The sequence below is a fragment of the Paraburkholderia sp. BGA-UO-ETr-F21 genome (assembly GCF_059567925.1).
Window position 1 is genome coordinate 29,049 of record NZ_JCAQOY010000001.1, and the last position, 25,517, is coordinate 54,565.

A 25,517-nucleotide genomic window follows, 5' to 3' on the forward strand; every position below is an offset into this window, starting at 1 on the left:
TTTTTCGGTCGGCTCGCACACGCCCCGAACAAGTCCCTGATGGGACGTCTTCCCAGAACCATAAGAGCTCACATGATTTCATCCTCACCAGTCGCACCTCCTGAACCGCCCGAAGCGCGGGACCGCCCGAAGAAGCAGAAAACGGCCTCGCTCGTGCTGTACATCGGGCTCGTGCTGTTGGCGCTGTGGGTGGTGCGCGATTTCATCGCGGTGGTCGCCTGGGCCGGCGTGATCGCCATCGCGCTGTGGCCGCTGTTACGCAAGGTCGAGGGCAACCGCTGGTTCACCGGCCGCACGACGCTGATCGCGGCGGTGCTGACGCTGCTGATCGCCTTGTTGGTGGTGCTGCCTGTGGGTATCGGCATTGCTCAGGCGCTTCGCGAAGCGCATGACCTGAACGAGTGGTTCAAGACCGTGCAGGAAAACGGCATTCCGCTGCCGGACTTCATCCAGCACCTGCCGTTCGGCGTGCAACAGATCTCAGGCTGGTGGCAGGCCAACCTCGCTCAGCCGCTGCGCGAGTCGGCCGCGATGAAAGGACTGCATAGTCCGACGGTCGTGACGCTCGGCCGGCACTTCGGCGCGCGTGCGGTGCATGCCGTCACGGTGTTCGCGTTCATGCTGGTCACGCTGTTCGTGATCTTTCAGGCGGGCCCGCGTTTGTCGGGCTCGCTGCTCAAAGGCATGCGGCGGGGTTTCGGCGACGACGGCGCGCAGCTTCTTCAACGCATGGCCGCGGCGGTGCGCGGCACTGTCTCGGGACTGGTCGTGGTCGGACTCGGCGAAGGCGCGCTGATGGGCGTCGCCTACTTCGTGACCGGCTTGCCGCACGTTGCGCTGCTCGCGTTCGTTACGGCGATCGCGGCGATGCTGCCGTTCTGCGCGCCGATCACCTTTGCCATCGCGGCTGTGTGGCTGATGTCGCAAGGCTCGGTGGCGGCGGCCATCGGCCTTGCCGTGTTCGGCTCGGTCGTGGTGTTCGTCGCCGAGCACTTCGTGCGGCCGGTGCTGATCGGCAACTCGACGCGATTGCCGTTCCTGCTGGTGCTGTTCGGCATTCTCGGCGGAGCGGAAACGTTCGGGCTGCTCGGTATTTTCATCGGCCCCGCGCTGATGACCGTGCTGATGGTGTTGTGGACCGACCTCGTGCAATAGTTGCACGGTGTTGTCCGGTCTGTTCCGGCGCGACGCCTGATCCGTTCAGGGCCGCTGATTCGACGGATGTTCCTGCGGCGCAGGCTTTACGCAGCCAAGCGTGTATTTCAGCGCGGCGGGCAGCAGCGCACTCCAGACGTCCCAGGTGTGGCCGCCGTCGATAATGCGCAGCGCCGCCGGATTCCCCGACAGCCGAAGGTGCGTATAGAGCGACGATGCCTCGGCCTGGATCGCGAGGTCGTCGTCGCCGGCAGCGATGAACACCGGCAGACGATACGGCCGGCTCATGTAGCGTTCCCACTGCGCCGGATAGTTGAGCTCGTGCCAGATGCGCGTATCGAACTCGCGCTCGCCGAACACCCCGACGCGACGTGCCGCCGAGGCGCGCGGGGGTTCATTCGCATAGATCGCGGGGCTGAGCAGCAGCGCGCCGCAAAAGCGTTCCGGCTGCGTCATCGCGTACCGCAGCGCGCCGAAGCCGCCCATCGAGACGCCGCCGATCATCCGTCCGCTGCGCTGTGTCGCGACCGCGTAGTGCGTTTCGATTTCGGGTAGCAGATCGTCGAAGAACGCGGTCTCCATCTTCTCCTTGCGATCGACGTACCAGTCCGTGCCGCCTTGCGGCATCACGATCGCAACCGGAGGCATCGCCTTGTGCTCGATCAGCGCGTCGGCCGCCGTTTGCAGATGGCCTTGCGTGATCCAGTCGTCAGCGTCGCCGTTGTTGCCGTGCAGGAGGTAGAGCACGGGCAGGCGGCTGGCGTCGTGGCGGTAGCCGGTCGGCAGATAGATCGTGTAGGACCACTCGCGGCCGAGCGCGTCCGAATAGAAGCTTCGGGTGATGACGGTGCTGGCGAGCGTCGGCGCGCTGGTGGACGCGGCGTAAAGTGCAACGAGTGCGGAACGTAGGAATAGACGCATGTCGGATCAGGAGGCGCGCCGCGCAGGTCGCGCGCGGCCGCGATGCTATCGGGATCGGCTGGGGGTTCTAGCGCTGGCGCACGGACGCACGCACGCCGTTCAGGGCGATGTGCGCAGCCGCCCGCCACAGAGCCGCCCAGCCAGCCGCTTGAGCGGCTCGGCGCCCAGCGCTACCGCGAACAGTGCGGCGACTGCTGCCGCGTCGGCGAGCAGTCCGAGCGGATAGTTGAGATAGCCGTCCGTCGCCGCGTACAGCACGGAATCGACCACGAGCGAGATCACGGCGCCGGCGATAAAGCACAGTAGCCCCTTGCGCCCGATCACGCCGACCCACGGCATCCATTGCGCGAGCTTCTTCGCCCAGCCGAGCTGAATCAGATTCGCGACGAGCCAGGCGATGGCAAGAAAATTGACCGCGCGCAGATAGGAGAGGTTCTGTTTGAGGCTGGCATCGAGCGGCTCGCGCTCGATAAAGAGCTTGTAGTAAGCCGCGGCCGCCACCACGGCGAACGCCAGCACGCTGACGAGCCAGCTCAGGCGGTGCGTGCTGATGCGCTGGTAGACCGGCTGGCAACGGGCCAGCACGCCGAGCACGAACAGTAATTGCCAGGCGAACGGGTTGAAATCCCAGTGCATGTCCGGCGCGGCGGGCAGGTAGGCGTCGATGGCCGGAGCCCCGGCCCACAGCGCGATGCTGCCGGCCAGCAGCAGCCATGGCTTGCTGCGCGCGAGCGGCAGGATCATGGGCACGAGCAGGGCGAAGAAGGCGTACATGGGCAGCACGGAAGCCAGATAAGGCTGGCGGCGGAACAGCAGAATGTCGCCCAGCGCGGCGAACGGGGTGTCGATCAGGTCGTCGAGATCCGTGGTGGCGAGGTTCGGTCCGTCGATGCTCAACGCGGTGAGTACCGCGCTGACCAGCAGCATCAAGGCGGCGGTCACGAGAAACGCCCGATAGATTTCCAGCGAGCGCCGCAGGAAGCGGCTGCGCGCGATCGTCTCGTTGCGCCGTTCGGCCAGCGCGGCATAGGCCGTGGCGGTGGCGAAGCCGCCGAGGAACACGAAGACTTCGGCGGCATCGCACAGCGCGTAGGCGTGCAACGTGACACGCGACAGGATGCTGCCGCCGATGTGATCGACTACGATGATCAGAAGGACGAGCCCGCGAAAAAAATCGAGCTCGATCAGACGGGGTTGAGACTTTTGCATTGTGTGATGCCCAAAGCAAGCCCCGTGCGACGGCGCGCTGATCCAGCGCGGCAGGCGTCTCACAAGGCTTTTAGAAATTGGATTGGAGTACAGCGGCGCATACGCGATCCGCGGCGCCGCGCTCAACCGGCAGCGGTGTGGCACGGATGCCAAGGCGCGGTGCCACGGTCGAGCAGGCAGTAAAAATGACCTTCGTGACGGCGCGGAGTTCCGCTGCGGCGCCGCAAAAGCTTTCTATTATATTTCTTTCCGTGACAAATCCCCTCTGGGCAGCGCAAGTCAACGGAGCGTCGAGCGTTCCCCGGCTCAAGACCGCCGGGCGCTGCGTCGTTTACCTGAATGAGCGCTGCGGTAAAAGGGCCTGCCGCACCAAGTGGAGATTTCGCAACAATTTGAGATATCGACACGACACCCAATGGACGGCAGGCTAACGGCGTGTGAGGATTTCTGTAAAGCGCATCCGGGGCGGTCAGTCCCGGGTCGAAGCGCCAAGAACAAAGCGGCCGGATCGAGTTGTCCCATTGCTCGAGTGCAGGGAGATCGTCATGAACAGGCAAGTGTTCGCGCTAGCTGTCTCCGCCGCTGTGTCCGCCACTTTTGCCGCGTCGGCCTCGGCGCAGACGAGCGTGACGCTTTACGGCGTGCTCGACGAAGGCATCAACTACACCAACAATGTCGGCCGTGGCCATGTCTACGAACTGGCGAGCGGCTTTGCGCAAGGCAGCCGCTGGGGGCTAAAAGGCGCCGAGGATCTGGGCGGCGGTCTGAAGGCCATTTTCCAGCTGGAAAACGGTTTCGACGTCAGTTCCGGGCGGCTTAATCAGGGTGGCCGGATGTTCGGGCGCCAGGCGTTCGTCGGTTTGAGCGCGGACCGGTTCGGCACGTTGACGTTCGGCCGCCAGTACGACTCGGTGGTCGACTATCTGGCCCAGACCACGGCCAACGGCAACTGGGCGGGCTCGCTCTTCTCGCACCCGTACGATAACGACAACACAGACAACACGTTTCGCCTCGACAACGCGGTCAAATACACCAGTCCGTCGCTGTCCGGCTTTCAATTCGGCGGCGTCTACAGCTTCAGCAACGACACCAATTTCGCGAACAATCGCGCGTACAGTTTCGGCGGTCAGTATGCGTATGGCGGCTTGCTGGTGGCCGCCGCGTATCTGCAGGCCAACAATCCCGGCAACGGCGCGAATGGTGCGGTCACGGCGAACGACGCCAGTTTCATCGCCGCCCGTATGCGGGTGTTCGGCGGCGGCATCACTTATACGTTCGGCCCGGCGACGGCCGGTTTCGTCTATACCAATTCGAACTATCTGGACCCGACCGGCAACGGCTATCTCGGCGTGACGCCGCTCGCGCCGCCGGGCGTGCTGCTGAATTCGCTGAAGTATCAGAACTTCGAGGTGAACGGCAAGTATCAGATCTCGCCGATGCTGTTCGTCGGCGCGCAGTACGTGTACACGATGGAAACCTACGACGCCTCGACCGGCGGCGTGAAGCCGAAAATCCACTCGTTCGGCTTGATGGCGGACTACAACCTGTCCAAGCGCACCGACGTCTACATTCAGGGCGAGTATCAGCAGGTGACCGGCGACACGACCTATTCGATTCTGGACGAAGCCTTCACGCCCGGTACCCAGTCTCCTTCATCCACGTCGAAGCAGGTCGTGGTGCGGGCGGCGATCCGGCATAAATTCTAGTTGCGATTGAATTGATTGCGCATCAACGCCGCGCTGCCGATTATCGGCGAATGCGGCCGAAATGAAGATCGTGAATAGCGGCGGGCGTATCGATCCTGAACGGATTGACGCTCAGTTCAGTTCATCACGTAATTCTGAATCAGGATGCCGACTAACACGCCGAACGGAATGCCGAAGGTTCTGCCGCGCAGGGTGGCGTTGATGTCTTCATCGAGCACGAAGCTGCAACGGCGCTCGCGCCAGACGGTTTTGTAGGCGAATGGCTTTGCATCGACGATGACGATTGAAATCAGCGCGGTCACGATAACCTGTTGCAACGCATGCAGTTTGGCCATAAACGGCGAAAACTCACCGGCATTGCACAGCAGCAGCATGATGACGGCGGCAATCAGCGTGCCGAAGAAAAAACCACTCATGAATCTGTTTGCTGAACTGAGAGAATCCAATTGAACCTCGGCTTCATTCGCCGCCTCGCTCGAAGCGGTGAATTAAAAATATTCTGACGGAAATGGTTTTCCATTCGATCGACCGGCGCGGCCATGACTGCGGCGCCGGTCAACCTCAAGGAAATGCGTAAGAATATTTTTATTGCCTTCTTCAACCTATCGTCCTTTTCCTAATGGTGGCTAGGATAATTCCGAAAAATGCGGAAACTCGCCGCGTTCCAGCTATCACCTCAATAGATTCAGTCTGGCGTATTGCAACAGCATGATGGTCTTTCCGTCGACGATTTCGCCACGCTCGATCATTGCAAGCGCTTCATCCACCGGCAGTTCCAGCACCTCGATATCTTCGCCTTCGTCGGCGAGGCCGCCACCCTGACCGACTTTTGCCACCGCATCGTAGTCGGCGACGAAAAAGTGCAGTTTCTCCGTGACCGAACCCGGACTCATGAAGGCCTCGAATACCTTGCGCACCTCGTGTACGCGGTAGCCCGTTTCCTCTTCGACTTCCGCGCGAATCCGTTCTTCCGGCGACGCGGCCTCCAGCAATCCGGCCGGCGCCTCGATCAGCATGCCGTGATGGCCGTTGACGAACGCCGGCAGGCGGAATTGCCGCGTCAGCACGACGGTGCGCCGGCGCGGATCGTATAGCAGCAGCGTCGCGCCGTTGCCGCGGTCGTAGGTTTCGCGGCTTTGGCGCTGCCAGCTGCCGTCGGCGCGCTGGTAATCGAAGGTGGTTTTTTTCAGCACGTACCAGTCGTCCGACAGCACCTCGACATCGACAATCCTTACCCGGCTGGCGATTTCGTTCATGGCTCGCATCCTGTTGCGTTGGGAGATCGGCTCATGCCGCATACGAATCAATGGTATCGTGCGATATCGTGCAAAAACAAGTAATTTCGTGCAAACCATGAACCCAGCCAGGAATCGCCGCCGATGCTGACGTCGCAAAGAAAGCAGTTGATACTCGACGCGCTAAAGCGTAACGGGCAAGTCGTCGCCAAAACCTTGAGCGCGGAATTCGAGGTGTCGGAAGATACGATTCGTCGCGATCTGCGCGAACTCGCCGCCGAGGGCCAGCTTCAGCGCGTGCACGGCGGCGCACTGCCGGCGTCGCCGGCGGCGGTGGATTTCGCCGGGCGCGAGCGGATCGAATCGGCGTCGAAAGCGGCGATCGGCCGCGCGGCGGCTGGCATGATCGCGCGCGACCAGATTGCGTTTGTCGACGGCGGGACGACTGCCGTGCAACTGGCGCGTCATCTGCCGCGTGACTTGCGCGCGACGATCGTCACGCATAGCCCGAGTGTCGCCGTCGAACTGGCGGACCATGCCGGGCTGGAGGTCGTCATGATCGGCGGGCGCCTGTTCAGGCATTCGATGGTCAACGTAGGCGCAGCAGCCATCGAAGCGCTCAGCCACATTCGCGCCGACCTGTATTTCATGGGCGTGACCGGCGTGCATCCGCAAGCGGGCCTGAGCACGGGCGACAGGGAAGAGGCCTATGTGAAACGCGCGTTCCTCGCGCACGCGGCGGAGACGGTGGTGCTGGCGTCCGCGGAAAAACTCAACGCGGCCTCGGCGTACAAGATCGCCGATGTGACGGCGGCGGGGACGATCGTAGTCGAACGGAATACCGCCGAAGCGCTGACCGCGCCGTTCGAGGCGTTGGGCATCACGATAGCGCGGGCATAGTTCGGCATACTTAGGAACTGAAAGCCGTTATATGGCGGTTCATACCCGGATCCGTCATTTGTGAAATGGCTTCACGTAGTTTGACGCATCCTGCGGCGAATTGGCGCGATGATCCCAGCCCTTGCCCGCTATCGGGTGGACAACTCGACGCTGCGTCAAGGCGATGCCCAAGGCGCCGGCTTTTTTCATGCGCGGCGGTGAAGGGCCGCCAACGCGGTCCGGCACCGTGGGCGCCATGCAAACGTGCGATGAACTTGCGCGCCGTGCTCTGTTCAAATGAATTCACGGTGCCGCTGCCTGCTCGCGGCTTACCGCTTACGGCGCGCCCAACGTTTTCCCCGCAGGCAATGCCGATTCCTTTCACGGAGACTTCATGAGCAATCGCGCGACGCAGATCCTTCCTCACCATAGTTACGTTCATTCGATCGGCGCGCCGCTGGCCTGCGTGCAAGGCACGATCAGCAAGGTGTTCGCCAGCCCGGAAAATCACAACGGCGCCAATCACCAGCACTTCATCATCAAGGTCGACACGGTGGTGAAGTTCGAGGGCGGTACGGAGAATCTCGTGGGCGCCGAACTATTCGTCGCCGTGCGTTTCGGCGACAACGAGGGACTCGCGCATGAGATTCCCGGATTGCAGGCCGGTCAGCCGATCGAAGCCCAAGGCGAATACATCCCCGACGCCAGCGCCTATCCCACTGAAGACAATCGCAATCCCGTTCTGCCTGTCCTGCACTTTACGCATCATCCGATCGGCTATGTGAAGTACCAGGGCCAGTACTACAGCTAGCCGGCTTCCATCGCGCCGGTCGGGAACAGATCCGTCCGCGCGCCGGCGCCATTCTCCCGCCGCGCTCAATGTCGGTCGCCGCTGTCGATTCAAGTTTTTGCCGCGCTTTGCCGTTAAAGCAAACGTTATCGTGCGTTTGCCGAGGTGTAGCCGTGGGTGCGGCTCGCATGGCTGCCCGATGGGGACGCCCGTGCGCCAATAGCGCTTGACGCGGCGTATCACAACGACCGCTCTTGCAATGACGACGCGCCGCCGCGCTACACGTTGCACGCGCAACGATGTCCGCAATACCGCGCGTAAGGTTTGTATCAAAGTATGTGAGTTGAAGCGTTTTTTATAAAACGCACTTTACAATTCCGCTTGAATTTTAATTGGTAATCTGACCCTTTTCGCAGAAGATCGGCTGTTTTTGCGGGCGGTATCCGTGCGCCCGAGGCATCCGGCAGGTCTTGAACGCATGGGGTTGGGTTGGCCGGCACGGCATGGATGAGCGCCGCACGAGGCGGCCTGGCGGTGTCGCGAGGAAAGCAGCGCGGCGGTTGGGCGCGCGCATCGCTCGCGGCAAGGCGGCATCCAGCTCGACAATGAATGAGGCAGGAGTCGAACAAGATGGGAAAGCGTTTCGACAGAACGATGTTGGCCAGTCTGGCCGGCGCGTGGGTCGCGCTGGCGGTCAGTGGTTGTGCGAATGTGGGGCAGCAGGGTGCGCAAACAGGCGCCGCATCAGGCGCGGCGGTTGCGTCCGGCGTGCCGGCCGCGAGCGCGCCGGCATCCGATGCGGCGGCCGCAACGCCGGCCGCACTCAGCGCCGAGCAGAGCGCGCTGCTCAAGAAGTCACCGCCGCTCGTGTATCGCGTGAAACGTGGCGACACCTTGGCACGCATCGCGCAGCATCATCATTGCAGTGTCGGGCAGTTGCAAGCCTGGAATGGATTGAAGGCGTCCTCGCGGCTGAAGCGGGGGCAGGTGTTGCACGTCGCGTCGCCGGAAACAGTGCGGGCGGTGAATGCGGCTAATGCGGCCGCCAAGGCCGCTGCGGCTTCCGGGGCCGCGGCTTCCGCCGCTGCGCGGCAGGCCGCGGCATCTGGCGCATCGGTGGCGGGCGCGCCGCAATCGCAGTCCGCCCCGTCGCCCGCGCCGAGCGCCGCTGAAGCGCGCGAAGTGGCGCAGCAAACCGCGCGGCATGCGAATGCCGTGTCGCTGGCCTGGCCCGCGGGCGGCAGCGTGGTCGAAGGATTCCAGCCGGGCGAAACGCGGGGTATCGAAATCGGCGGCAAGCCGGGCGATCCTGTGCGGGCGGCGGCGGACGGCAAGGTGATGTATGCGGGTATGGGCCTGAACGGTTACGGCAGTCTGATCATCGTGCAGCACAACAAGGACTTCCTGACCGCTTACTCGCATAACCGCAAGCTGCTGGTCAAAACCGGCGATATCGTCGTGCAGGGACAGCAGATCGCCGAAATGGGCGACGAAAAGAACTCGCGAGTTTCGCTGGGCTTCGAGCTGCGCCGCGACGGCAAGCCGATCGATCCCATGCCGTACCTGCCGCAAGGACGCGGCTAGGCGCGCGTCCTTAATCCAGCCACCGCAGCGCCGCGGCGACGATCGCTTCCGGCGCGTCTTCCTGCATCAGGTGGCCGGCCTTCGGTACCGGCTGAAATCGCGCTTCCGGTATGGCCGCGGCCAGTTGACGGCCGCGCGCCAGCGGAATCCACTGGTCCTCCTCGCCCCATAGAATCTGCACCGGACAACGTAGCTGCGGATAGCGCGCTTCGACCTCGTCGGTGTAGCGCTGATCCATCTGCGCGATTTGCCGATAGAACGCGGCCTGGCCGATTGCGCCGAGCCAGGGCGTCACATAAGGCGCGAGTTCGTGATCCGGAATCTCACGCGCGATCGCGCCGCGCACATAGGCCTTCACCACTGCCTCGTGGATGTACGGCGGCAGGCCGGTGAACGCATCACCGTGCTCGCGCACATGCCGCACGAACGGCGAACCCCACGGCGCGACCGCCACCGGATCGATCAGTGTGAGACTGCGATAGTCGCAGCCGTCGATCAGATGCGCGCGCAATGAAGTCGCGCCGCCGAAATCATGTGCGATGACATCCGGGTTATTTACCCGCCAATGCACGAGCAATTCCGCCAGCAACCTGTTCTGCACGCCGAGCGAGACGTCCTGAGCGTCGCGCTGTTCGGATTGCCCGTAGCCGAGCAGATCGTAGTAGTAGACCGTGCGCGTTTGCGCGAGGTGAGCGGCAATGCGGTGCCACACATACGAAGAAAACGGCGTGCCGTGAACGAGCACTAGCGGTGGACCGTTGCCGGTCACGTTGAAGCGCACGGTTTGATCGCGAAACGTATAGCTTTCGGGGAGCGGCCAGTTTTGCATAGCGATGAGCGTCGCAAGAAAGTTTGGCTACCTTAGCAAGGCTTCGTGCTGCATGCTGACCGGGTTTTCGTAGCCGGCCCGGAACGTCTCCCGCAGAAGCTCACCTTTGTTTTATTCAGCAAAGCCAGGCAAATTCAAAACGTGGCTCGATCGCAGACGCGTTTCAATGACAAACGAGCCGCGCACGCGACACGCACTCTTACGATTCGCGCATAAATTGCCTTGAAATAAGCCATCAAAGCATTGGCGGCAGCCGAAAACGCCTAATAATCGCACGATGGCGCCATCGTGCGAACAGGGTTGAGAGCGATCGAACCACGCATTTTCGATGGTGAGGAAATTCGGGAGCCGGTTACTTCGACTCGATCCCGCGCAACAACTGCGACACCTGACCGTGCTGATGCAGGATCGCCGGATCGGCATGCAGCAACGGCAGGTAGCGCGGCAGAAAAGTATTGTTCGGCATGTCGGGCGAGAAGAGTCCCGCTACCGCTTCGGCCGCCGCGATCCGGTCGGTGGCCTCGGCCTCCTTGTCGTCGAGAATTTCGTCGACGTTCGCAATCACCGTTGAGAGCGGCGTGAGCCAGCGGAAACCCGAACCGTTGATGAGCGCCTGCAGGAAAGCCGCGGGCGTTACCGGGCCGAATTCCTTTTCATACGCTGCGCGCTCGTGATCGAGAATGGCCTTGTGCAGCGCCAATAGCGGCCGGCGAATGTCCGAGAGGAATTGAGTGCATTGCGAGTCGTTCATGTGGGCTGCTCCTTCGGATAGTCAGACCGGATCCATGCTAACAAAATCGCACGGCAATGATTCGACAAGATTAACCGATCGTGCAAAGTCGCTCGGCTCTAGTTGATGCGCGCAATGTAACGCCTTGATTCGAATCCGCTTTCAGCCTGGCAATATGCGCCGGGGTAATGACTTGACCGACCGGCGGCGTACAGCGAGGCGGCGAACTTCTTAATGCGCGGCTACAATCTGCCGGTCAGTTTCTGGCGCGCTCGCGCCATGCATTAACCGCCGTTTTCAAGTATCGGAAAGCCGCATCGCGTATTAGTTCGGCTTATCGAATAAACGCGGCGGGTCTTCACGTTTTGGTTCGACGTCTCTGCCTAAACAGCCTCATCAACAATAAACCCGACTCTCGGAGCCGCTCAATGACAACGCTCAATATCAACGGCCAGACGCATACCGTCGACGCGCCTCCCGACATGCCACTCCTGTGGGTCTTGCGCGATCTGGTCGGCCTGACAGGCACGAAATTCGGTTGCGGCATCGCTCAATGCGGCGCATGCACAGTGCACCTCGACGGCGTGGCAGTGCGCTCGTGCGTCTTGCCGGCAGCGGCGGTCGGCGACCGCAAGATCACCACGATCGAAGCAGTGGGCAACACGCCGGCGGGTCAGAAAGTGCAGCAGGCATGGCGTCAACTGGACGTGGTGCAATGCGGCTACTGCCAGTCCGGGCAGGTGATGTCGGCGGCTTCGCTGCTCGCGAGCAACCCCAATCCTACCGACGCGGACATCGACGCGGCCATGGCCGGCAATATCTGCCGCTGCGGCACATACAACCGCATCCGCGCGGCGATCAAGCAAGCCGCGAAGGGGGCCTGACATGTCCCAGGGATTGCTCGACGCACAGAACGGCGGCGCGTCTTCGAAAGGCGGCGCGCGCGCTGCGGGTGGATTGTCCCGCCGCACCTTTCTGAAGTTCGGCGTGACGGTGGGTGCGGCGGCCGGTGGCGGTCTGCTGCTCGGCTTCAGCATGCCGGCCGCCAGCCAGGATCAGAAGGCCGGCAAATCGGTGATTGGCGGCGACGGTGTCGAAACGCCGCAAAGCGGTGTGTTCGCGCCGAACGCGTTCATCCAGATCGATACTGCGGGCAAGGTCACGCTCGTGATTCCGAAGGTCGAGATGGGCCAGGGCGTCTATACATCGATTCCGATGCTGATTGCCGAAGAGCTCGAAGTGCCGCTCGACTCGATCACCGTCGACCACGCGCCGCCGAACGAAAAGCTCTTCATGGACCCGCTGCTCGGCGGCCAGCTCACGGGCGGTTCGACCTCGATCCGCTACGCATGGGAGCCGATGCGTAAAGCCGGCGCCGCCGCGCGCACGGTTCTGATCAGCGCGGCCGCGCAGCAATGGCAAGTCGATCCGGCGAGCTGCCATGCGCAGGCCGGGCAGGTGATTCATGAGGCCAGCAAGCGCAGCATCGGCTATGGCGAGCTGGTCACCGCGGCCGCCGGTCTACCGGCGCCGCAGAACGTCAAGCTCAAAGACCCGAAAGACTTCAAGCTGATCGGCACGCCGGCGAAGCGCCTCGATTCGCCGGAGAAAGTGGACGGCACCGCGCAGTTCGGGCTCGACGTGCGCGTGCCCGACATGGTCTATGCGGCGATTGCCAATTGTCCGGTGTTCGGCGGCACGCTCGCGAGCGTCGACGACACCCACGCGAAAAAGATCCCCGGCGTGCGTCAGGTCATCAAGATCGACAACGCGGTCGCCGTGATCGGCGATCACACCTGGGCCGCGAAGCGCGGCGTGCAGGCGCTCGTGATCAAATGGAACGAAGGCGCGGGCGCGAACGTTTCGATGAAACAGATCGTCGACGATCTCGCGAACGCGTCGCAGCGCAACGGCGCGGTGGCGCGTAAAGACGGCGACGTCGGCAGTGCATTCAACAATGCCAAGACGCGCGTGGACGCCGTCTATCAGCAGCCGTTCCTCGCGCACGCCACTATGGAGCCGATCAACTGCACGGTGCATGTGCGCCCCGACGGCTGCGATGTCTGGCTCGGCTCGCAAGTGCCGACGCGGGTCGTGGACGCCGCCGTGGCGGTCACGGGTTTGCCCGCCGACAAGATCGTCGTGCACAACCACCTGATCGGCGGCGGCTTCGGGCGGCGGCTCGAATTCGACATGGTCACGCAGGCGGTCAAGGTCGGCAAACAGGTGTCGACGCCGGTGAAGGTGGTCTGGACGCGCGAAGAAGACATTCAGCACGACATGTACCGGCCGTACTACTACGACAAGATTTCCGCGGGTCTGGACGCGAACGGCAAGCCGGTTGCGTGGCAGCACCGCATCGTCGGTTCTTCGGTGATGGCGCGTTTCGCGCCGCCCGCGTTCAAGAACGGGCTCGATCCGGATGCGGTCGAAGTCGCTTCGGACCTGCCGTACGACTTGCCGAATCAACTGGTCGACTACGTTCGTCAGGAGCCGCACGCGGTCCCCACCGCATTCTGGCGCGGCGTGGGACCAACGCGCGGCACGTTCGTGGTGGAAAGCTTCATCGACGAACTCGCGGCGCAGGCCAAAGTCGATCCGGTCAAATACCGGCAGGATCTGCTCGGCAAGACGCCGCGCGCGTTGAACGTGCTCAACGTCGCCACCCAGGCGGCGAACTGGGGCAGCGCGGTGCCGAAGGGGCAAGGGCGCGGCGTGTCCGTCATGCATGCGTTCGGCAGCTTCTTCGGGATCGTCGTGGATGTCGCGGTGGATCAGGGCGAGGTGGCGGTCAAGCGTGTGGTGTGCGCGGTCGATTGCGGCATGGTGGTCAATCCGAACACGGTGGAGGCGCAGGTGCAGGGCGGCATCATCTTTGGCATCACGGCGGCGCTTTATAGCGAGATCACGATCAAGGACGGCCGCGTCGAGCAGAACAACTTCACCGACTACCGGATGTTGCGGATCGATCAGACGCCGCCTATCGAGGTGCATATCGTGAAGAGCGGCGAGGCGCCCGGCGGCATCGGCGAACCCGGCACGGCGGCGCTCGCGCCCGCGCTGACCAACGCGATTTTCGCGGCCACCGGCAAGCGGCTGCGGCAGTTGCCCGTTGGCAGCCAGTTGCAAACCGCCTGACCGGAGCCCGATATGAAAAACACACTGAAGGGTTTTGCCGTCGCGTTGAGCGTGACGCTGCCGTTGTTCGCGCAAACTCCGGCGCAGGCGGCCGCGCAATCCGCCGATCCTGCGCTCGTGCAACGTGGCGCCTATCTGGCCAAGGTCGGCGATTGTGTCGCCTGTCATACGGCGCCGAAAGGCAAGCCGTTTGCGGGCGGCCTGCCGATGACCACGCCGATGGGCCAGATCTACACCACCAACATCACGCCCGATCCGCAAACCGGCATTGGCGGTTACACGGAAGAGGACTTCGCGCGGGCCATGCGCGAAGGCGTCGCGAAAGACGGCCACAATCTCTATCCGGCGATGCCGTACCCGTCGTACGCGAAGGTCAACGACGACGACATGAAAGCGCTGTACGCGTATTTCATGAGCGGCGTGGCGCCCGTGCAGCAGGCGAACCGCGAGCCGGACATCAAGTGGCCATTGAACATGCGCTGGCCGCTGAAGTTCTGGAACATGGTGTTCCTGGAGAAAGGCGTCTACCAGGACAAGTCGGGCAAAGACGTGGCCTGGAATCGCGGCGCGTATCTGATTCAGGGGTTGGGGCACTGCGGCTCGTGCCACACGCCGCGTGGTATCGCATTCCAGGAGAAGGCGCTCGATGAAAGCGGCAGCGCGTTTCTGACCGGCGGACTGCTCGACGGCTGGTTCGCGGCGAACCTTACCGGCGAGCACAACGTCGGCCTGGGCCGCTGGAACGATCAGGATCTGCAGGCGTTCCTGAAGACCGGCGCGAATCGCCATGCATCGGCGTTCGGTTCGATGACCAGCGTGATCAACAACAGCACGCAGAACATGAACGACACCGACATCGCCGCGATGACGACGTATCTGAAGTCGCTGCCGTCGGCGGGCGGCAGCGGCGCGCCGCCTTATACGTACGATCCGCAGGCGACCAAAGTGTCGCTGAACCGTCCCGCGAACAATGAAGGCGCGCGCGTCTACACGGCGTACTGCATGCACTGCCACGGCGTCGACGGACGCGGCTTCGCGCCGATGCTGGCGCCGTTGTCCGGCAATCCGAACGTGCTGGAAAAGGATCCGTCGTCGCTGATCAACGTGACGCTGAACGGCACCGAGGACCTGGTGATCGGCGGCATTCCCGCGCCGTATCCGATGCCGAAGTACGCACCCGTGCTCAACGACCAGCAGATCGCCGATGTGCTGACCTTCGTGCGGGCGGGTTGGAACAACGGCGCGCCGGCGGTGACGGCGGAAGACGTGGCAAAGTTGCGTAAGTCGACGCACGCGGCGCGCTAGTTCTGTCAGGCGGCATACAAAAAAAGCGTTCAACCGTGCCGAGCGGCTGAACGCTTTTTTATTCGCCCATCGCTGCACATGTCAGCGATGCTGGCCCACCTTCTGCCGTTTCTCCAGCACCCGCGCATACCACGTCAGCGGGAAGCACATCGCGAAGTAAATCATCGCGACCATGCCGTAGATGGGGAACGGGCGGAACGCGGCGTTGGTGATCATGGTGCCGGTCTTGGTCAATTCCGTGAAGCCGATGATCGACGCGAGCGCCGTGCTTTTCACCACCTGCACGAGAAAACCAACCGTCGGCGCCACGGCGATTTTCAGCGCCTGTGGCCACACGATATAGCGCAACTGCTGGCCGAACGTCATGCCGAGGCTTGCGCCCGCGGCCCACTGACCACGCGGCACGGCTTCGACGCAGCCGCGCCAGATGTCGACCAGATACGCGCTGGTATAGAGCGTCAGCGTGACAGTGGCCGCGACCCACGGCGATACGTCGACACCGAGCAGCGGCAAGCCGAAGAACGCGAGGAAAAGCTGCATCAGCAGCGGCGTGCCTTGAAACACTTCCACGTACACCACGACGATACGGCGCAGCCAGGCGATCGGCGACACGCGCATGGCGAGCAGAATCAGCCCGACAATGCCGCCGCCCACGAACGCGATCAACGAAAGCAGCACCGTCCAGCGGGCGGCGAGCAACAGATTGCGGGCAATGTCCCACAGCGTGAATTCGACCATGATCAACGCTCCGTGGGCAGAGTGCGGGCGCCGCGCCACATCAGGCGGTTGCGCCAGTTACGCGGCGCGCTGTCGTTGCCGCGCGCTGCACGGCCCGCGAACAGACCGCGGCCCAGCCGGTTGAGGATTTGCCGCAGCACGATCGACAGCAATAGATACGTGGCGGTGATGATCAGGTAGCTTTCGAACGAGCGGAAGTTGCGCGACTGAATGAAGTTGGCCGCGTAGGTGAGATCGGGCACGGAAATCTGCGAGACCACCGCCGAGCCGAGCATCACGATCAGCACCTGGCTCAGCAGCGCAGGAAACACGTTGGCGATGGCCTGCGGCAGCACGACATAGCGAAACACCTGCCCTCCGTGCAAACCGAGCGCCTGCGCGGCCTGCACCTGGCCGCGGGAAATCGAGTCGATGCCGGCGCGCACGATTTCGATCGCGTACGCGCCGAGATTGACGGTCATGGCCAGAATCGCGGCCTGCACTTCGTCGATATGAATGCCGAGGCTCGGCAAGCCAAAGAACACGAAGAACAACTGCACGATGAACGGCGTATTGCGGATCAACTCCACATAACTCGCCACCACCCAGCGCGCCCATTTCGGCCCGGCCACCGCCACACTCGCGCCGGCAATGCCGACGATCGCGCCGAGCACGGTGGAGACGGCCGTCAGCCCCAAGGTCACGGCGACGCCGCGCGCGAGCATGCCCGCATAAAGGCCGAAGCCGCTGAAATCGAACGCATAAGTCATGGCGTGGCGCTCATCGTGAGGTCAAACTCCGGCGCTGCGCCACGCAGGCAATCTCCTCGCGGGGATTACGCTTCGTGGCGCGCGCAAAAAAGGTTCAGAGGTCGGCCGGCAGCGGCGCGCGCAGCCATTTCTGCGAAATCGCGTTCATGGTGCCGTCCTTGCGGGCCTTGGCAATCGTTTCGTCGACCTTCTGCTTCAGACGCGGCTCGTTCTTGTTCAAGCCGACGTGATCGGGCGAGCTGAACAGCGAAAACTTCTGCTCGGGATCATTGGCCGGATGACGCGCGAGAATCGTGGCGCCGACGTCGTTGCCGACTACCATCAACTGTACCTGACCAGAAAGAAACGCCGAAATTGCGCCGTTAGGATCGTCGAAACGTTTGATGTTCGCGGTGGGCGGCGCGATCTTGGTCACGCTCAGGTCTTCCAGCGTGCCGCGCGCGACCGAAATCGACTTGCCGGCGAGGTCAGCGGCGTTCTTCACGGGCAACGCTTTCGGGCCGAACACGGCGAGGTAGTAGGGCGCGTACGGCTGCGAGAAATCGATCACCTTCTCGCGCTCCGGCGTCTGGCCGACCGACAGCAGCATGTCCGCCTTGTGGTCGGCGAGGTAAGCCATACGGTTGTCGCCCGTTACCTGTACGAGTTCGACCTTGGCGTTGAGCGCGCGGCCGATCAGGTTGGCCACGTCGATGTCGTAGCCCATCGGCTTCATGTCCGGTCCGATCGAGCCGAACGGCGGATAGTCTTCGAATACGCCGATGCGCACCGTGCCCGACTTGGCGATGGTGTCGAGCGCATCCGCATGCGCGGTGGACGGCAACGCGCTCAGCGCGCCGAGCGCGGTGAAGGCGAGCGTCGCGGCGAGTGTGGCGAACACCCGGCGGGTGCTGGATTGGGCAACGGGGCGCTGGTTCATGGTCTGTCCTCTGTCGAAAATATCGGTATTGGAATGGGCGAATTCTTGAGTGATTCAGTGGTGCGCTCGAGTGCCTGAGTCTTGCCCGAGGTCAGTGCGCCGCGCGCGCGGCGATCAGCTTGCACGCATGCGGCGGCAATTCCGCGAACACCGGCATGCCGAGCGCGAGCCCCGGCGTTTCGCGCGGCGTGGTGGCGGCGGTGAGCGTAAAACCGGCGCAGTCGATGGTCGCTTCGAGCGATGCGCCCACGTCGCGGATAAACGTCACGGTGCCTTGCAGCCGGTTCGGGCCCGCCGCGTCGGAAGCGGCTTTCACGCACACGTCTTCCGGGCGGATCAGCAGACGGATATCGCTGCTGGACGCCGGCACGCGCGCCGGCTGCGCCACGTTGATGCGCCGGCCGCCCGGCAGGCTCACGCCGCCCGCGCCATCGTACGTGACCGGCAGGATATTGCCGAGGCCGATGAAATCGGCGACGAATTCGCTGACCGGATCGCGATAGATGTCGAGCGGTTTGCCGACCTGGGCGATGCGGCCTTTCTCCATCACGACGATCTCGTCGGCCATGGTCATGGCTTCGCGCTGGTCGTGCGTCACCATGATCGTGGTGATGCCAAGACGCTGTTGCAGCAGGCGGATTTCCACCTGCATCGCCTCGCGCAGCTTGGCGTCGAGCGCGGAGAGCGGCTCGTCGAGCAGCAGCAGTTTCGGCTGCGACGCGATCGCGCGCGCAATCGCCACGCGCTGGCGCTGGCCGCCGGAGAGTTGCGTGACTGGCCGGTTCGCCATGTGCGGCAACTGGATCAGGTCCAGCAATTCGGCCACGCGCCGCGTCTGCTGGTCCTTCGCGGTTTTGCGCAGCTTCAGCGGATACGCGACGTTCTGCGCGACCGTCATGTGAGGAAACAGCGCGAGCGACTGGAACACCATGCCGAAGTCGCGCTGGTTCGCCGGCAGGCGCGTGATGTCGCGTCCGGCGAATTGAATGCTGCCGGAAGTGGGCGTTTCGAGACCGGCGATCATCCGCAGCAGCGTGGTCTTGCCGCAGCCGGACGGGCCGAGAAAGCACACCAGCTTGCCGTCGGGCACGCTCAGATCGACGCTGTCGACGGCATGCGCCGCGCCGAAGCGCCGGGTCACGGCCTGCAACGTTAAATGGGTCATCGGATGCTCCAGCAAGGGGTCGTCATGAGCGCGTGTTCGAGGGGCAGTCACAGGGCGACGCCTTCGTCGCCGATCAGCTTTTCGAGCAGCCAGATCAGCGCGAAATCGATCGCGACAATGAATACGGCGAAACAGAACACGGTCGGATCGAGCGACGACACCGTGCGGCTATAGAGCCACACCGGCAGCGTCATCGTATCGATGCCGTAAAGGAAAAACGTCACCGTGAATTCGTTGAACGAGACAATGAACGCGAACAGCATGCCGGCGAGAATGCCGGGGCGCATCAGCGGCAGGATCACGTCGACGAGCGCGCGGCCGGGACTCGCGCCCATTACGCAGGCGGCCTCTTCGAACTCCGGGCCGATGGCGGCGACCGAGGCCGCGCAGTTCTTCACAGTGAACGGCAGCGCCAGAATCACGTGCGCGATGATCAGGCGGAACACGCCGAGTTCGACCGGCAGCACGTTGAACACCAGCAGCAGCGACAGGCCGAGCATCACGAGCGGATAGACGAGCGGCAGCGCGACCAGCTGTTCGACCGCGGGCTTGCCGCGAAAGCGGTAGCGGCTCAGCGCGTAGGCGGCGGGGACCGAGACGAGCGTGGCGATCACCATGGTGGAGAGCGCGACGATCAGGCTCGTGCTCAAGGCGGCGCCCATCGACAGCGAGTCGCTCGCGTCCGGTGACACGAAGCTGTGCCACGCGGCGCGATACCAGTGCAGGCCATAGGCGTGCGGCGGGAATTCGAGCGTGTCGGCCGCGCTGAACGACATCGTGATCATGGTGAGGATCGGCAGCGCGGCGAGGAACAGGACGATCGCCGCGAGCAGGGCAGTGGCCTTGCCGAGCTGGCCGGGCATGACGGAAGGCCAGCGCGGTGAGCGGGGCGATCGCGGCTGCCGGCGAACGACTTGCGCGGCTTGCGCGGTTTGAACAGGCGTGCTCATGCGTGAGGCTCCTCGGCGAGACGTTGGCTACGGCGCACGAGACGCTGCGACAACGCCATCACGGTCAGCGTGGCGACCATCAGTACGACACCCGACGCGGACGCCGCCGGCCAGTTCAGCAACGGCGCGACCTGATCGTGGACCAGCACGGCGAGCATCGGCACGCGTCGTCCGCCGAGCAAAAGCGGCACGGCGAACGCGCTCGCGTTGTAAGCGAACACGAGCAGCGCGCCGGACACGAGGCCGGGCATGGCGAGCGGCAACAGCACGTGACGCAGCGTTTGCCAGCGCGTCGCGCCGAGTGTGGCGGCGGCTTCCTCGTAAGAAGTCGACACCGCGCGCATCGCGCTCGAAAGGGGTAGCACGGCGAGCGGAAACGCGGTCTGGATCAGCCCGAGCAGCACGCCGTTTTCGCGGTATAGCCACATCAACGGGCGTTGCACGAGGCCGCTGCCGAGCAGCGCGTGATTGAGGAGGCCAGCCGGCCCGAGAATGATCAGCCAGCCATAACCTTGCAGCAGCAGGTTGACGAGCAGCGGCAGCAGCACGCCGGCCAGCAGGAGGCGCCGGGCGAGCCGCGACTTCGTGCGGGCCATGGCCAGCGCAACCGGAATCGCCAGCAGCACCGCGCAGATCATGCTTTGGAATGCGAGCTTCAACGTGAGCCACAACGACTTCATGAAGTAGCCGTCGAGCAGGTCCGCGTAGTTTTGCAGCGTGAAACCGCGCCACTCGTTGCCTTGCGTGCCGAAGCTCATGCGCAGCACCACCAGCGCCGCCGCGCCGAGAATGGCGAGAAACAACAGGATCGGCGCGAGCAGCAGCCACGGCCGCGCCTTTTCCATCGCGGTGGCGGCGGGCGCATCGGGCACGAGATCGGGCCCGGCGTCCGGCATCGTATTTGACGAAGCAGCGGACGCCGCCGAAGCACGCCGCGAAAAGCGCGCGAGCATCGTGGTCATGCCGAGAAGATTTCGGTGTAGCGCTTGATCCATGCCGGCTGCACGACGGCGAGCGCCTTGTCGTCATGCAACACGGCCTTCTCGGCGATCTGCTGCGGGCTCGGCACGAACGCGCGGCTCTCGGCGGGAATCACCGCTTTCGAATTGACCGGGCCGTTCAGCACGTCGGCGGCCATGCGGCCTTGCACGCCCGCGTCGAGCGAGTGGTTGATGAAGGCGTGGATCAGATCGCTGTCACCCGGGTGCGACTTGGGGATCACCGTGAACATCAACTGCGTGGCGAAGCCTTCCTTCATGCCGTAGGTCACGCCCATCTTGTATTCGGGCTTGCGGATCTGGTCCGGGAAAAACGCCGGCGAATAGATGCCGCCAATATCGAGCGACCCGGTGCGGAACAGATCGGCCACCTGATTCGGATTTTCACCGAGCGTCATCACGCGATCTTTCAGTTGCATCAGCTTCTTGAAGCCCGGCTCGATGTTCTGTTGCGAGCCGCCGTTCATCTTCGCGGCGATGATCGCGAGGTCGACCGCTTCGGCCCACTCGGGCGGCGGCAGGAACAGGCGGCCGGCGTACTTGGGATCCCACAGCGCTTCGTACGATGCCGGCGCGGTCTTCACGGTCGAGGTGTTGTAGATCAACCCGTCCGACCACAGCAGATAGCCGACGCCGAAGCCGTTCGCGCCCGTGCGGTATTGCGGTGCGACGTCTTTGAGGTTCGGCAGTTTGTCCAGATCGGGCTTCATCAGCAGGCCGGCGTCGCCGAGACCGGCCGCGCCGACGCCCGCCAGCGTGATGACGTCGTAGGTGGGGCGATCGCCCGCGGCCTTCACCTTGGCGACCATGCCGGAGGTGCCGTCGGCGCGGTCGGCAATCACTTTGGCGCCGGTTTTCGCCGTGAAGGTGGCGGCGATGTTGCGCAACGCGGCCGCGCCCGTGTCGTCCGACCAGGTCAACAGACGCAGCGTCTTGCCGCTGAAGTTGTGTTCCTGCGCGCGCAGGTTGATGAACGGCATCGGCAAGGTGGACGCCGCGAGTGCCGCGCCGATCGTCTTGATGGCCTGCCTTCTACCCCGTTTGATCTCTTGCATGGCGGTCTCCTGTGTTGAACGCCTGTTGCCTGGTGATATTGCTGTAACCGCCGCCGATGCAGCGCCTCTTCGCGTTGCGTGCTGATGCTGCGTGTGGATGCACTCTAGGTTTGCCAAAATCCCTCAACAAACGAAATATGCGCATGGAGGGCATGACGTAATCTCATGCGACGGCCGTCACGCGATCCGGCTGGCCTGCACCGGTCAGAAGGCGGGAGCGCCTAGGCAATGGCGCATGCGGGTTAACGTCCATGTTTTGCCGATGATTCGTTGGCGCACGGAGGTATGAGGAAAGCTCGGTTCTGGTGCGGTTGAAAGCCCGTGGCGCTCTATGTTGGTGCGTGGCCGGCCGGCGGACCGCGAAATCAGACTGCGACATGAGCCAAACGCATGGTTGCTGCGGCGGCCGCTTCTCGTGCTGCAACCCCTGATCGCGTATCCTATGGGCTCGACAGACGTTCCGGCGGCAAGCGACAAGTCGTACCGCGACGTCCACCAATGACTTTTTCTGATCCCGGATAAGCCGATGCGACGCCTACCGCCGCTCAACGCGCTGCAGATTTTCGAAACGGTGGCGCGGCATCGCAGTTTCACGCGCGCCGCCGACCATCTATGCCTGACGCAAGGCGCGGTCAGCCGGCAAATCATCGCGCTCGAGGACTACTACAAGTTTCCGCTCTTCAAGCGTCATGCGAAAGGCCTGACGCTTACCGCCGAAGGCGAATTGCTGCTGCCGGCCGTGAAGGAGAGCTTCGCGCGCATCGAGGAAATTTCGCTGCGCCTCACGCGGCAGCGCACCGACCTCGCGCTGAAAGTGCCGACCTGCGTGATGCGCTGGATGCTGCCGAAAATCATGCGCTTCCAGGCCGAGTATCCCGAACTCCACGTGCAGATCACGACCACGTGGCAGCACGACGTCGATTTCCAGCTCGAACCGTTCGACGCCGCGATCATCTACGGCTCGTCGCCCGGTGCGGATGTGCAGGCGGTGCCGTTGTTCGAGGAGCGTCTGACGCCCGTGTGCGCGCCCGATCTGCTGAAAGACAAGCCGCTGGGCGAAGTGGCCGACCTCGCGCGCCATACGCTGCTGCATCCCACGCGCGATCATCGCGACTGGAAGATGTGGCTCGCCAAGGTGACCGAGGTGGATGCGGCGAACGCGCCGGCCATCGACGCCGAGCACGGCCCGAGCTTCGACACGCTCGATATGGCGACCAACGCCGCGCTACAGGGCTTCGGCGTTGCGATCAGCGACCTCGCGCTGATCGACGAGGACGTGGCGGCCAAGCGCCTCGTGCGGCCGTTCGATACCGTGCTCAAGACCGGGTGGCGTTATTACTTCGTTTATCCGGATTCGGTCGCGCATCAGCAGAAGCTGAATCTGTTTCGCGACTGGATCGCTGCGCACTGGGAAGAGTAGTCCGCAGCGTCGGCGCCCGATCAAGGCGCGAACGAGAGAAACAGATATGCCGCGAACAGCGACAGGTGTACCGCGCCTTGCAGGATCGTCGTGCGACCGCTGCTGAGCGTGAGCGTGCCCACTATCAGCGTGAGCACGAGGAGCACGGTTTCCTTGCCGTCGATCCCGAGCACGAGCGGCTGACCGGTGTACAAAAACACGCCCGCCACGGTCGGAATGGTCAGGCCGATACTGGCAAGCGCCGAGCCGAGGGCGAGATTCAGGCTGTTTTGCAAACGATCGACGCGCGCCGCGCGCACGGCGGCCAGCCCTTCAGGCAGCAGCACCAGTGCGGCGATCACAATGCCGACCACGGCCGCCGGCGCGCCCGCGTTCCTGACCGCGGTTTCGACCACCGGCGAGAGCACCTTGGCGAGCAGCACCACCGCGACGAGGCACACCAGCAGCAAGCCGCCGGCCGCCAGCGCCTGAGCGGCGGTCGGCGGCGCGGCGTGGACGTTTTCATCCGGCGTGCCGGCGAGAAAGTAATCGCGATGGCGCACGGTCTGCACGAACACGAATACGCCGTACAGCACCAGCGAAGACACCCCTGCGAACGCCAATTGGGAAGACGACAGAAGCGGACCCACGCTGGTCGTCGTGTAATTCGGCATGACGAGCGTCAGGACGGACAGCGAGGCGAGCACGGCCAGCGCCGCCGAGGCGCCACGGCTCTGAAAATCCTGCTCGCGATGCCGGATGCCGCCCACCAGCAGGCAAATGCCCACAATCCCGTTGCAGACGATCATCACGGCGGCAAATACCGTGTCACGCGCGAGACCCGCCTTTTCCGGGCCGGACGTGAGCATGACCGAGACGATCAGCGCGACCTCGATCACGGTGACCGCTACCGCGAGCACCAGCGTACCGAACGGCTCGCCGACGCGATGCGCGACCACTTCCGCATGATGCACCGCCGTGAAGACCGCCGCACACAGCGCCACGCCGACCAGCGTGAGCAGCACGCCGCTGCCCGGCATGGCATAGGCGATGCCGAGCACGATCCACGCCACGAATGGGGCGGCAATGGTCCAGCGGGGGAGAACGGTCGCGGGCGTGGTCATTCAGGGCCTCCTTTTCGATGCTTTTATTCGGTGGTGCTGCGGGCCCGGACGGCTTGCCCTTCCGGGCCAAAGCGCGCCTGGATGTTCAGGTGGCTTGTAAGCAGTATGCTCTAACGCTTTAAATTATAAAGAATAATGGTCGGCTGAGCGGCGGTCCATTGGCGCGGAGATTGACGAGACGCCTTGGGCATCCTGTGAGCGCAAATGGTAACCGTCAGTGAGAGGAACTGGATAACGCAGAATGGCGCGGCCGGCGTGGGCTCACGCGTTGCCAGGGCGCGGCGAGCGGGGACATGTGGTTTCGTTGGCTGGACCCGAGCGGCCGGGCAAATCCCGGTGTGCGGGGGGCAACCTGCGCTGCACTGCGCGGAGCCCGGCGAAGCCGCGGGGCGTCGTGCCAGGGCGCCAGCGCTCCGTGAGAGAGAACTGGCGCCCGGTCGTTTCGTTACGACGGGTTCACCCGATTACTGGCCGACCGGACGAATCGTCAGGGCGTTCTTGACAGACGTCACACCTGCCACGCCTTGTGCTGTCTGAGTGGCCAGGTCGACCTGCGGCTGCTCAGGCACGGAGCCGGCCAGCGTCACTGCGCCACCGCGCGCGCGCACGGTGATGTTCGACACGCTCAGACCCTTGGTCTTCGACAATGCGCTGCGGACTTTGCGTCCCAGGGCGCGGTCGGCCGCCTTGGTCTGCTTGGCCGACGGCGATGCCGATGTGGCAGCCGGGGCTGCTGCATCGCTGCTTTGCGCATAGGCATTGAGGGACGCGAGAACGATCAGCGCGCTGCCGATCATCTTGATTGCCGGAAATGCTTTCATTCAACTCTCTCCTATTGTCATTGGCACTGCGCCCCCGGAATGGGGCGGTGCGCTACACCAGCGGGTACATCGGGATCAAATCTGAATGGAACGGTGCTGCGGATCGTGCGAATGCTTG

General features: G+C 63.6%; 24 protein-coding genes. 9 read left to right on the forward strand and 15 right to left on the reverse strand.

Features of this window, described 5'->3' with window-relative positions; all coding sequences use genetic code 11:
• The first annotated feature begins 72 nt into the window (after positions 1-72).
• Positions 73-1,155 (forward strand): AI-2E family transporter, encoded by a 1,083-nt coding sequence (locus AC57B1_RS00115; protein WP_408349674.1) that lies wholly within the window; start codon positions 73-75, stop codon positions 1,153-1,155.
• 45 nt (positions 1,156-1,200) lie between these two features.
• Here AC57B1_RS00115 and AC57B1_RS00120 read toward each other — a convergent pair whose 3' ends face one another.
• Positions 1,201-2,076: an alpha/beta hydrolase gene (locus AC57B1_RS00120; RefSeq protein WP_496416235.1), complete on the reverse strand. Its 876-nt coding sequence runs from the start codon at positions 2,074-2,076 to the stop codon at positions 1,201-1,203.
• A gap of 99 nt (positions 2,077-2,175) precedes the next feature.
• Positions 2,176-3,285 (reverse strand): OpgC domain-containing protein, encoded by a 1,110-nt coding sequence (locus AC57B1_RS00125; protein ID WP_496416236.1) that lies wholly within the window; start codon positions 3,283-3,285, stop codon positions 2,176-2,178.
• Positions 3,286-3,830: 545 nt separating this feature from the next.
• Here AC57B1_RS00125 and AC57B1_RS00130 point away from each other — a divergent pair.
• Positions 3,831-4,991, forward strand: a complete 1,161-nt coding sequence (locus AC57B1_RS00130; protein WP_496416237.1) for a porin — start codon at positions 3,831-3,833, stop codon at positions 4,989-4,991.
• A gap of 116 nt (positions 4,992-5,107) precedes the next feature.
• On the opposite strand, the gene AC57B1_RS00135 is transcribed toward AC57B1_RS00130, so the two are convergent.
• The gene (locus AC57B1_RS00135) at positions 5,108-5,407 is read right to left on the reverse strand and encodes a hypothetical protein (RefSeq protein WP_408349683.1); all 300 of its coding nucleotides are present in this window, start codon (positions 5,405-5,407) and stop codon (positions 5,108-5,110) included.
• Positions 5,408-5,662: 255 nt separating this feature from the next.
• Positions 5,663-6,247 carry an NUDIX domain-containing protein gene (locus tag AC57B1_RS00140; protein WP_408349686.1) on the reverse strand — a complete coding sequence of 195 codons (585 nt, stop codon included), beginning with the start codon at positions 6,245-6,247 and terminating at the stop codon, positions 5,663-5,665.
• A gap of 123 nt (positions 6,248-6,370) precedes the next feature.
• Here AC57B1_RS00140 and AC57B1_RS00145 point away from each other — a divergent pair, with 123 nt between their 5' ends.
• From AC57B1_RS00145 to AC57B1_RS00155, 3 genes are all read left to right on the forward strand, one after another.
• Positions 6,371-7,126: a DeoR/GlpR family DNA-binding transcription regulator gene (locus AC57B1_RS00145; protein WP_408480145.1), complete on the forward strand. Its 756-nt coding sequence runs from the start codon at positions 6,371-6,373 to the stop codon at positions 7,124-7,126.
• Positions 7,127-7,499: 373 nt separating this feature from the next.
• On the forward strand, positions 7,500-7,916 hold the full coding sequence (locus AC57B1_RS00150; protein WP_091808730.1) for a hypothetical protein: 417 nt from the start codon (positions 7,500-7,502) through the stop codon (positions 7,914-7,916).
• A 609-nt stretch (positions 7,917-8,525) separates the two neighbouring features.
• On the forward strand, positions 8,526-9,479 hold the full coding sequence (locus tag AC57B1_RS00155; protein WP_408349692.1) for a peptidoglycan DD-metalloendopeptidase family protein: 954 nt from the start codon (positions 8,526-8,528) through the stop codon (positions 9,477-9,479).
• 10 nt (positions 9,480-9,489) lie between these two features.
• Here AC57B1_RS00155 and AC57B1_RS00160 read toward each other — a convergent pair whose 3' ends face one another.
• Together AC57B1_RS00160 and AC57B1_RS00165 are read right to left on the reverse strand one after the other, a co-directional pair.
• Positions 9,490-10,308 (reverse strand): alpha/beta fold hydrolase, encoded by an 819-nt coding sequence (locus AC57B1_RS00160; RefSeq protein ID WP_408349695.1) that lies wholly within the window; start codon positions 10,306-10,308, stop codon positions 9,490-9,492.
• A gap of 352 nt (positions 10,309-10,660) precedes the next feature.
• The gene (locus tag AC57B1_RS00165) at positions 10,661-11,059 is read right to left on the reverse strand and encodes a hypothetical protein (RefSeq protein ID WP_091801762.1); all 399 of its coding nucleotides are present in this window, start codon (positions 11,057-11,059) and stop codon (positions 10,661-10,663) included.
• A gap of 407 nt (positions 11,060-11,466) precedes the next feature.
• Here AC57B1_RS00165 and AC57B1_RS00170 point away from each other — a divergent pair, with 407 nt between their 5' ends.
• The 3 genes from AC57B1_RS00170 to AC57B1_RS00180 are packed head-to-tail and all read left to right on the forward strand — an operon-like array spanning position 11,467 to position 15,481.
• A complete protein-coding gene (locus AC57B1_RS00170; protein WP_091801759.1) occupies positions 11,467-11,922 on the forward strand; it encodes a (2Fe-2S)-binding protein in 456 nt (151 codons plus the stop codon).
• Between the two features lies 1 nt (position 11,923).
• Complete coding sequence (locus tag AC57B1_RS00175; RefSeq protein WP_496416238.1) at positions 11,924-14,176, forward strand: xanthine dehydrogenase family protein molybdopterin-binding subunit; 2,253 nt, start codon at positions 11,924-11,926, stop codon at positions 14,174-14,176.
• Between the two features lie 12 nt (positions 14,177-14,188).
• On the forward strand, positions 14,189-15,481 hold the full coding sequence (locus AC57B1_RS00180) for a c-type cytochrome (RefSeq protein WP_496416239.1): 1,293 nt from the start codon (positions 14,189-14,191) through the stop codon (positions 15,479-15,481).
• Positions 15,482-15,562: 81 nt separating this feature from the next.
• Here AC57B1_RS00180 and AC57B1_RS00185 read toward each other — a convergent pair whose 3' ends face one another.
• From AC57B1_RS00185 to AC57B1_RS00215, 7 genes are all read right to left on the reverse strand, one after another.
• Positions 15,563-16,219 (reverse strand): amino acid ABC transporter permease, encoded by a 657-nt coding sequence (locus AC57B1_RS00185; RefSeq protein WP_007177020.1) that lies wholly within the window; start codon positions 16,217-16,219, stop codon positions 15,563-15,565.
• Between the two features lie 2 nt (positions 16,220-16,221).
• On the reverse strand, positions 16,222-16,968 hold the full coding sequence (locus AC57B1_RS00190; RefSeq protein ID WP_091801747.1) for an amino acid ABC transporter permease: 747 nt from the start codon (positions 16,966-16,968) through the stop codon (positions 16,222-16,224).
• 94 nt (positions 16,969-17,062) lie between these two features.
• Entirely contained in the window at positions 17,063-17,887 is an 825-nt protein-coding gene (locus AC57B1_RS00195; protein ID WP_408349705.1) for a transporter substrate-binding domain-containing protein, read from the reverse strand.
• A 91-nt stretch (positions 17,888-17,978) separates the two neighbouring features.
• Positions 17,979-19,052, reverse strand: coding sequence for an ABC transporter ATP-binding protein (locus AC57B1_RS00200; protein ID WP_408349708.1), 1,074 nt, complete (start codon positions 19,050-19,052; stop codon positions 17,979-17,981).
• Between the two features lie 47 nt (positions 19,053-19,099).
• Complete coding sequence (locus AC57B1_RS00205) at positions 19,100-20,002, reverse strand: ABC transporter permease (RefSeq protein WP_408349711.1); 903 nt, start codon at positions 20,000-20,002, stop codon at positions 19,100-19,102.
• On the reverse strand, positions 19,999-20,964 hold the full coding sequence (locus tag AC57B1_RS00210; RefSeq protein ID WP_496416240.1) for an ABC transporter permease: 966 nt from the start codon (positions 20,962-20,964) through the stop codon (positions 19,999-20,001). The genes AC57B1_RS00205 and AC57B1_RS00210 overlap by 4 nt, the downstream gene beginning before the upstream one ends.
• Entirely contained in the window at positions 20,961-22,055 is a 1,095-nt protein-coding gene (locus AC57B1_RS00215; RefSeq protein WP_091801731.1) for an ABC transporter substrate-binding protein, read from the reverse strand. The genes AC57B1_RS00210 and AC57B1_RS00215 overlap by 4 nt, the downstream gene beginning before the upstream one ends.
• A 526-nt stretch (positions 22,056-22,581) precedes the next feature.
• On the opposite strand from AC57B1_RS00215, the gene AC57B1_RS00220 reads away from it, so the two are divergent.
• Positions 22,582-23,475, forward strand: a complete 894-nt coding sequence (locus tag AC57B1_RS00220) for a LysR substrate-binding domain-containing protein (RefSeq protein ID WP_496416241.1) — start codon at positions 22,582-22,584, stop codon at positions 23,473-23,475.
• 20 nt (positions 23,476-23,495) lie between these two features.
• Here AC57B1_RS00220 and AC57B1_RS00225 read toward each other — a convergent pair whose 3' ends face one another.
• Positions 23,496-24,578: a calcium:cation antiporter gene (locus AC57B1_RS00225; protein ID WP_408349720.1), complete on the reverse strand. Its 1,083-nt coding sequence runs from the start codon at positions 24,576-24,578 to the stop codon at positions 23,496-23,498.
• Between the two features lie 464 nt (positions 24,579-25,042).
• Complete coding sequence (locus AC57B1_RS00230; RefSeq protein ID WP_091801721.1) at positions 25,043-25,399, reverse strand: BON domain-containing protein; 357 nt, start codon at positions 25,397-25,399, stop codon at positions 25,043-25,045.
• Between the last annotated feature and the right edge of the window lie 118 nt (positions 25,400-25,517).

Excerpts from the sequence above, each read along its gene's own strand:
- AC57B1_RS00115 (WP_408349674.1), top strand. The coding sequence starts at position 73 with ATGATTTCATCCTCACCAGTCGCACCTCCTGAACCGCCCGAAGCGCGG.
- AC57B1_RS00120 (WP_496416235.1), bottom strand. The coding sequence starts at position 2,076 with ATGCGTCTATTCCTACGTTCCGCACTCGTTGCACTTTACGCCGCGTCC.
- AC57B1_RS00125 (WP_496416236.1), bottom strand. The coding sequence starts at position 3,285 with ATGCAAAAGTCTCAACCCCGTCTGATCGAGCTCGATTTTTTTCGCGGG.
- AC57B1_RS00130 (WP_496416237.1), top strand. The coding sequence starts at position 3,831 with ATGAACAGGCAAGTGTTCGCGCTAGCTGTCTCCGCCGCTGTGTCCGCC.
- AC57B1_RS00135 (WP_408349683.1), bottom strand. The coding sequence starts at position 5,407 with ATGAGTGGTTTTTTCTTCGGCACGCTGATTGCCGCCGTCATCATGCTG.
- AC57B1_RS00140 (WP_408349686.1), bottom strand. The coding sequence starts at position 6,247 with ATGAACGAAATCGCCAGCCGGGTAAGGATTGTCGATGTCGAGGTGCTG.
- AC57B1_RS00145 (WP_408480145.1), top strand. The coding sequence starts at position 6,371 with ATGCTGACGTCGCAAAGAAAGCAGTTGATACTCGACGCGCTAAAGCGT.
- AC57B1_RS00150 (WP_091808730.1), top strand. The coding sequence starts at position 7,500 with ATGAGCAATCGCGCGACGCAGATCCTTCCTCACCATAGTTACGTTCAT.
- AC57B1_RS00155 (WP_408349692.1), top strand. The coding sequence starts at position 8,526 with ATGGGAAAGCGTTTCGACAGAACGATGTTGGCCAGTCTGGCCGGCGCG.
- AC57B1_RS00160 (WP_408349695.1), bottom strand. The coding sequence starts at position 10,308 with ATGCAAAACTGGCCGCTCCCCGAAAGCTATACGTTTCGCGATCAAACC.
- AC57B1_RS00165 (WP_091801762.1), bottom strand. The coding sequence starts at position 11,059 with ATGAACGACTCGCAATGCACTCAATTCCTCTCGGACATTCGCCGGCCG.
- AC57B1_RS00170 (WP_091801759.1), top strand. The coding sequence starts at position 11,467 with ATGACAACGCTCAATATCAACGGCCAGACGCATACCGTCGACGCGCCT.
- AC57B1_RS00175 (WP_496416238.1), top strand. The coding sequence starts at position 11,924 with ATGTCCCAGGGATTGCTCGACGCACAGAACGGCGGCGCGTCTTCGAAA.
- AC57B1_RS00180 (WP_496416239.1), top strand. The coding sequence starts at position 14,189 with ATGAAAAACACACTGAAGGGTTTTGCCGTCGCGTTGAGCGTGACGCTG.
- AC57B1_RS00185 (WP_007177020.1), bottom strand. The coding sequence starts at position 16,219 with ATGGTCGAATTCACGCTGTGGGACATTGCCCGCAATCTGTTGCTCGCC.
- AC57B1_RS00190 (WP_091801747.1), bottom strand. The coding sequence starts at position 16,968 with ATGACTTATGCGTTCGATTTCAGCGGCTTCGGCCTTTATGCGGGCATG.
- AC57B1_RS00195 (WP_408349705.1), bottom strand. The coding sequence starts at position 17,887 with ATGAACCAGCGCCCCGTTGCCCAATCCAGCACCCGCCGGGTGTTCGCC.
- AC57B1_RS00200 (WP_408349708.1), bottom strand. The coding sequence starts at position 19,052 with ATGACCCATTTAACGTTGCAGGCCGTGACCCGGCGCTTCGGCGCGGCG.
- AC57B1_RS00205 (WP_408349711.1), bottom strand. The coding sequence starts at position 20,002 with ATGAGCACGCCTGTTCAAACCGCGCAAGCCGCGCAAGTCGTTCGCCGG.
- AC57B1_RS00210 (WP_496416240.1), bottom strand. The coding sequence starts at position 20,964 with ATGACCACGATGCTCGCGCGCTTTTCGCGGCGTGCTTCGGCGGCGTCC.
- AC57B1_RS00215 (WP_091801731.1), bottom strand. The coding sequence starts at position 22,055 with ATGCAAGAGATCAAACGGGGTAGAAGGCAGGCCATCAAGACGATCGGC.
- AC57B1_RS00220 (WP_496416241.1), top strand. The coding sequence starts at position 22,582 with ATGCGACGCCTACCGCCGCTCAACGCGCTGCAGATTTTCGAAACGGTG.
- AC57B1_RS00225 (WP_408349720.1), bottom strand. The coding sequence starts at position 24,578 with ATGACCACGCCCGCGACCGTTCTCCCCCGCTGGACCATTGCCGCCCCA.
- AC57B1_RS00230 (WP_091801721.1), bottom strand. The coding sequence starts at position 25,399 with ATGAAAGCATTTCCGGCAATCAAGATGATCGGCAGCGCGCTGATCGTT.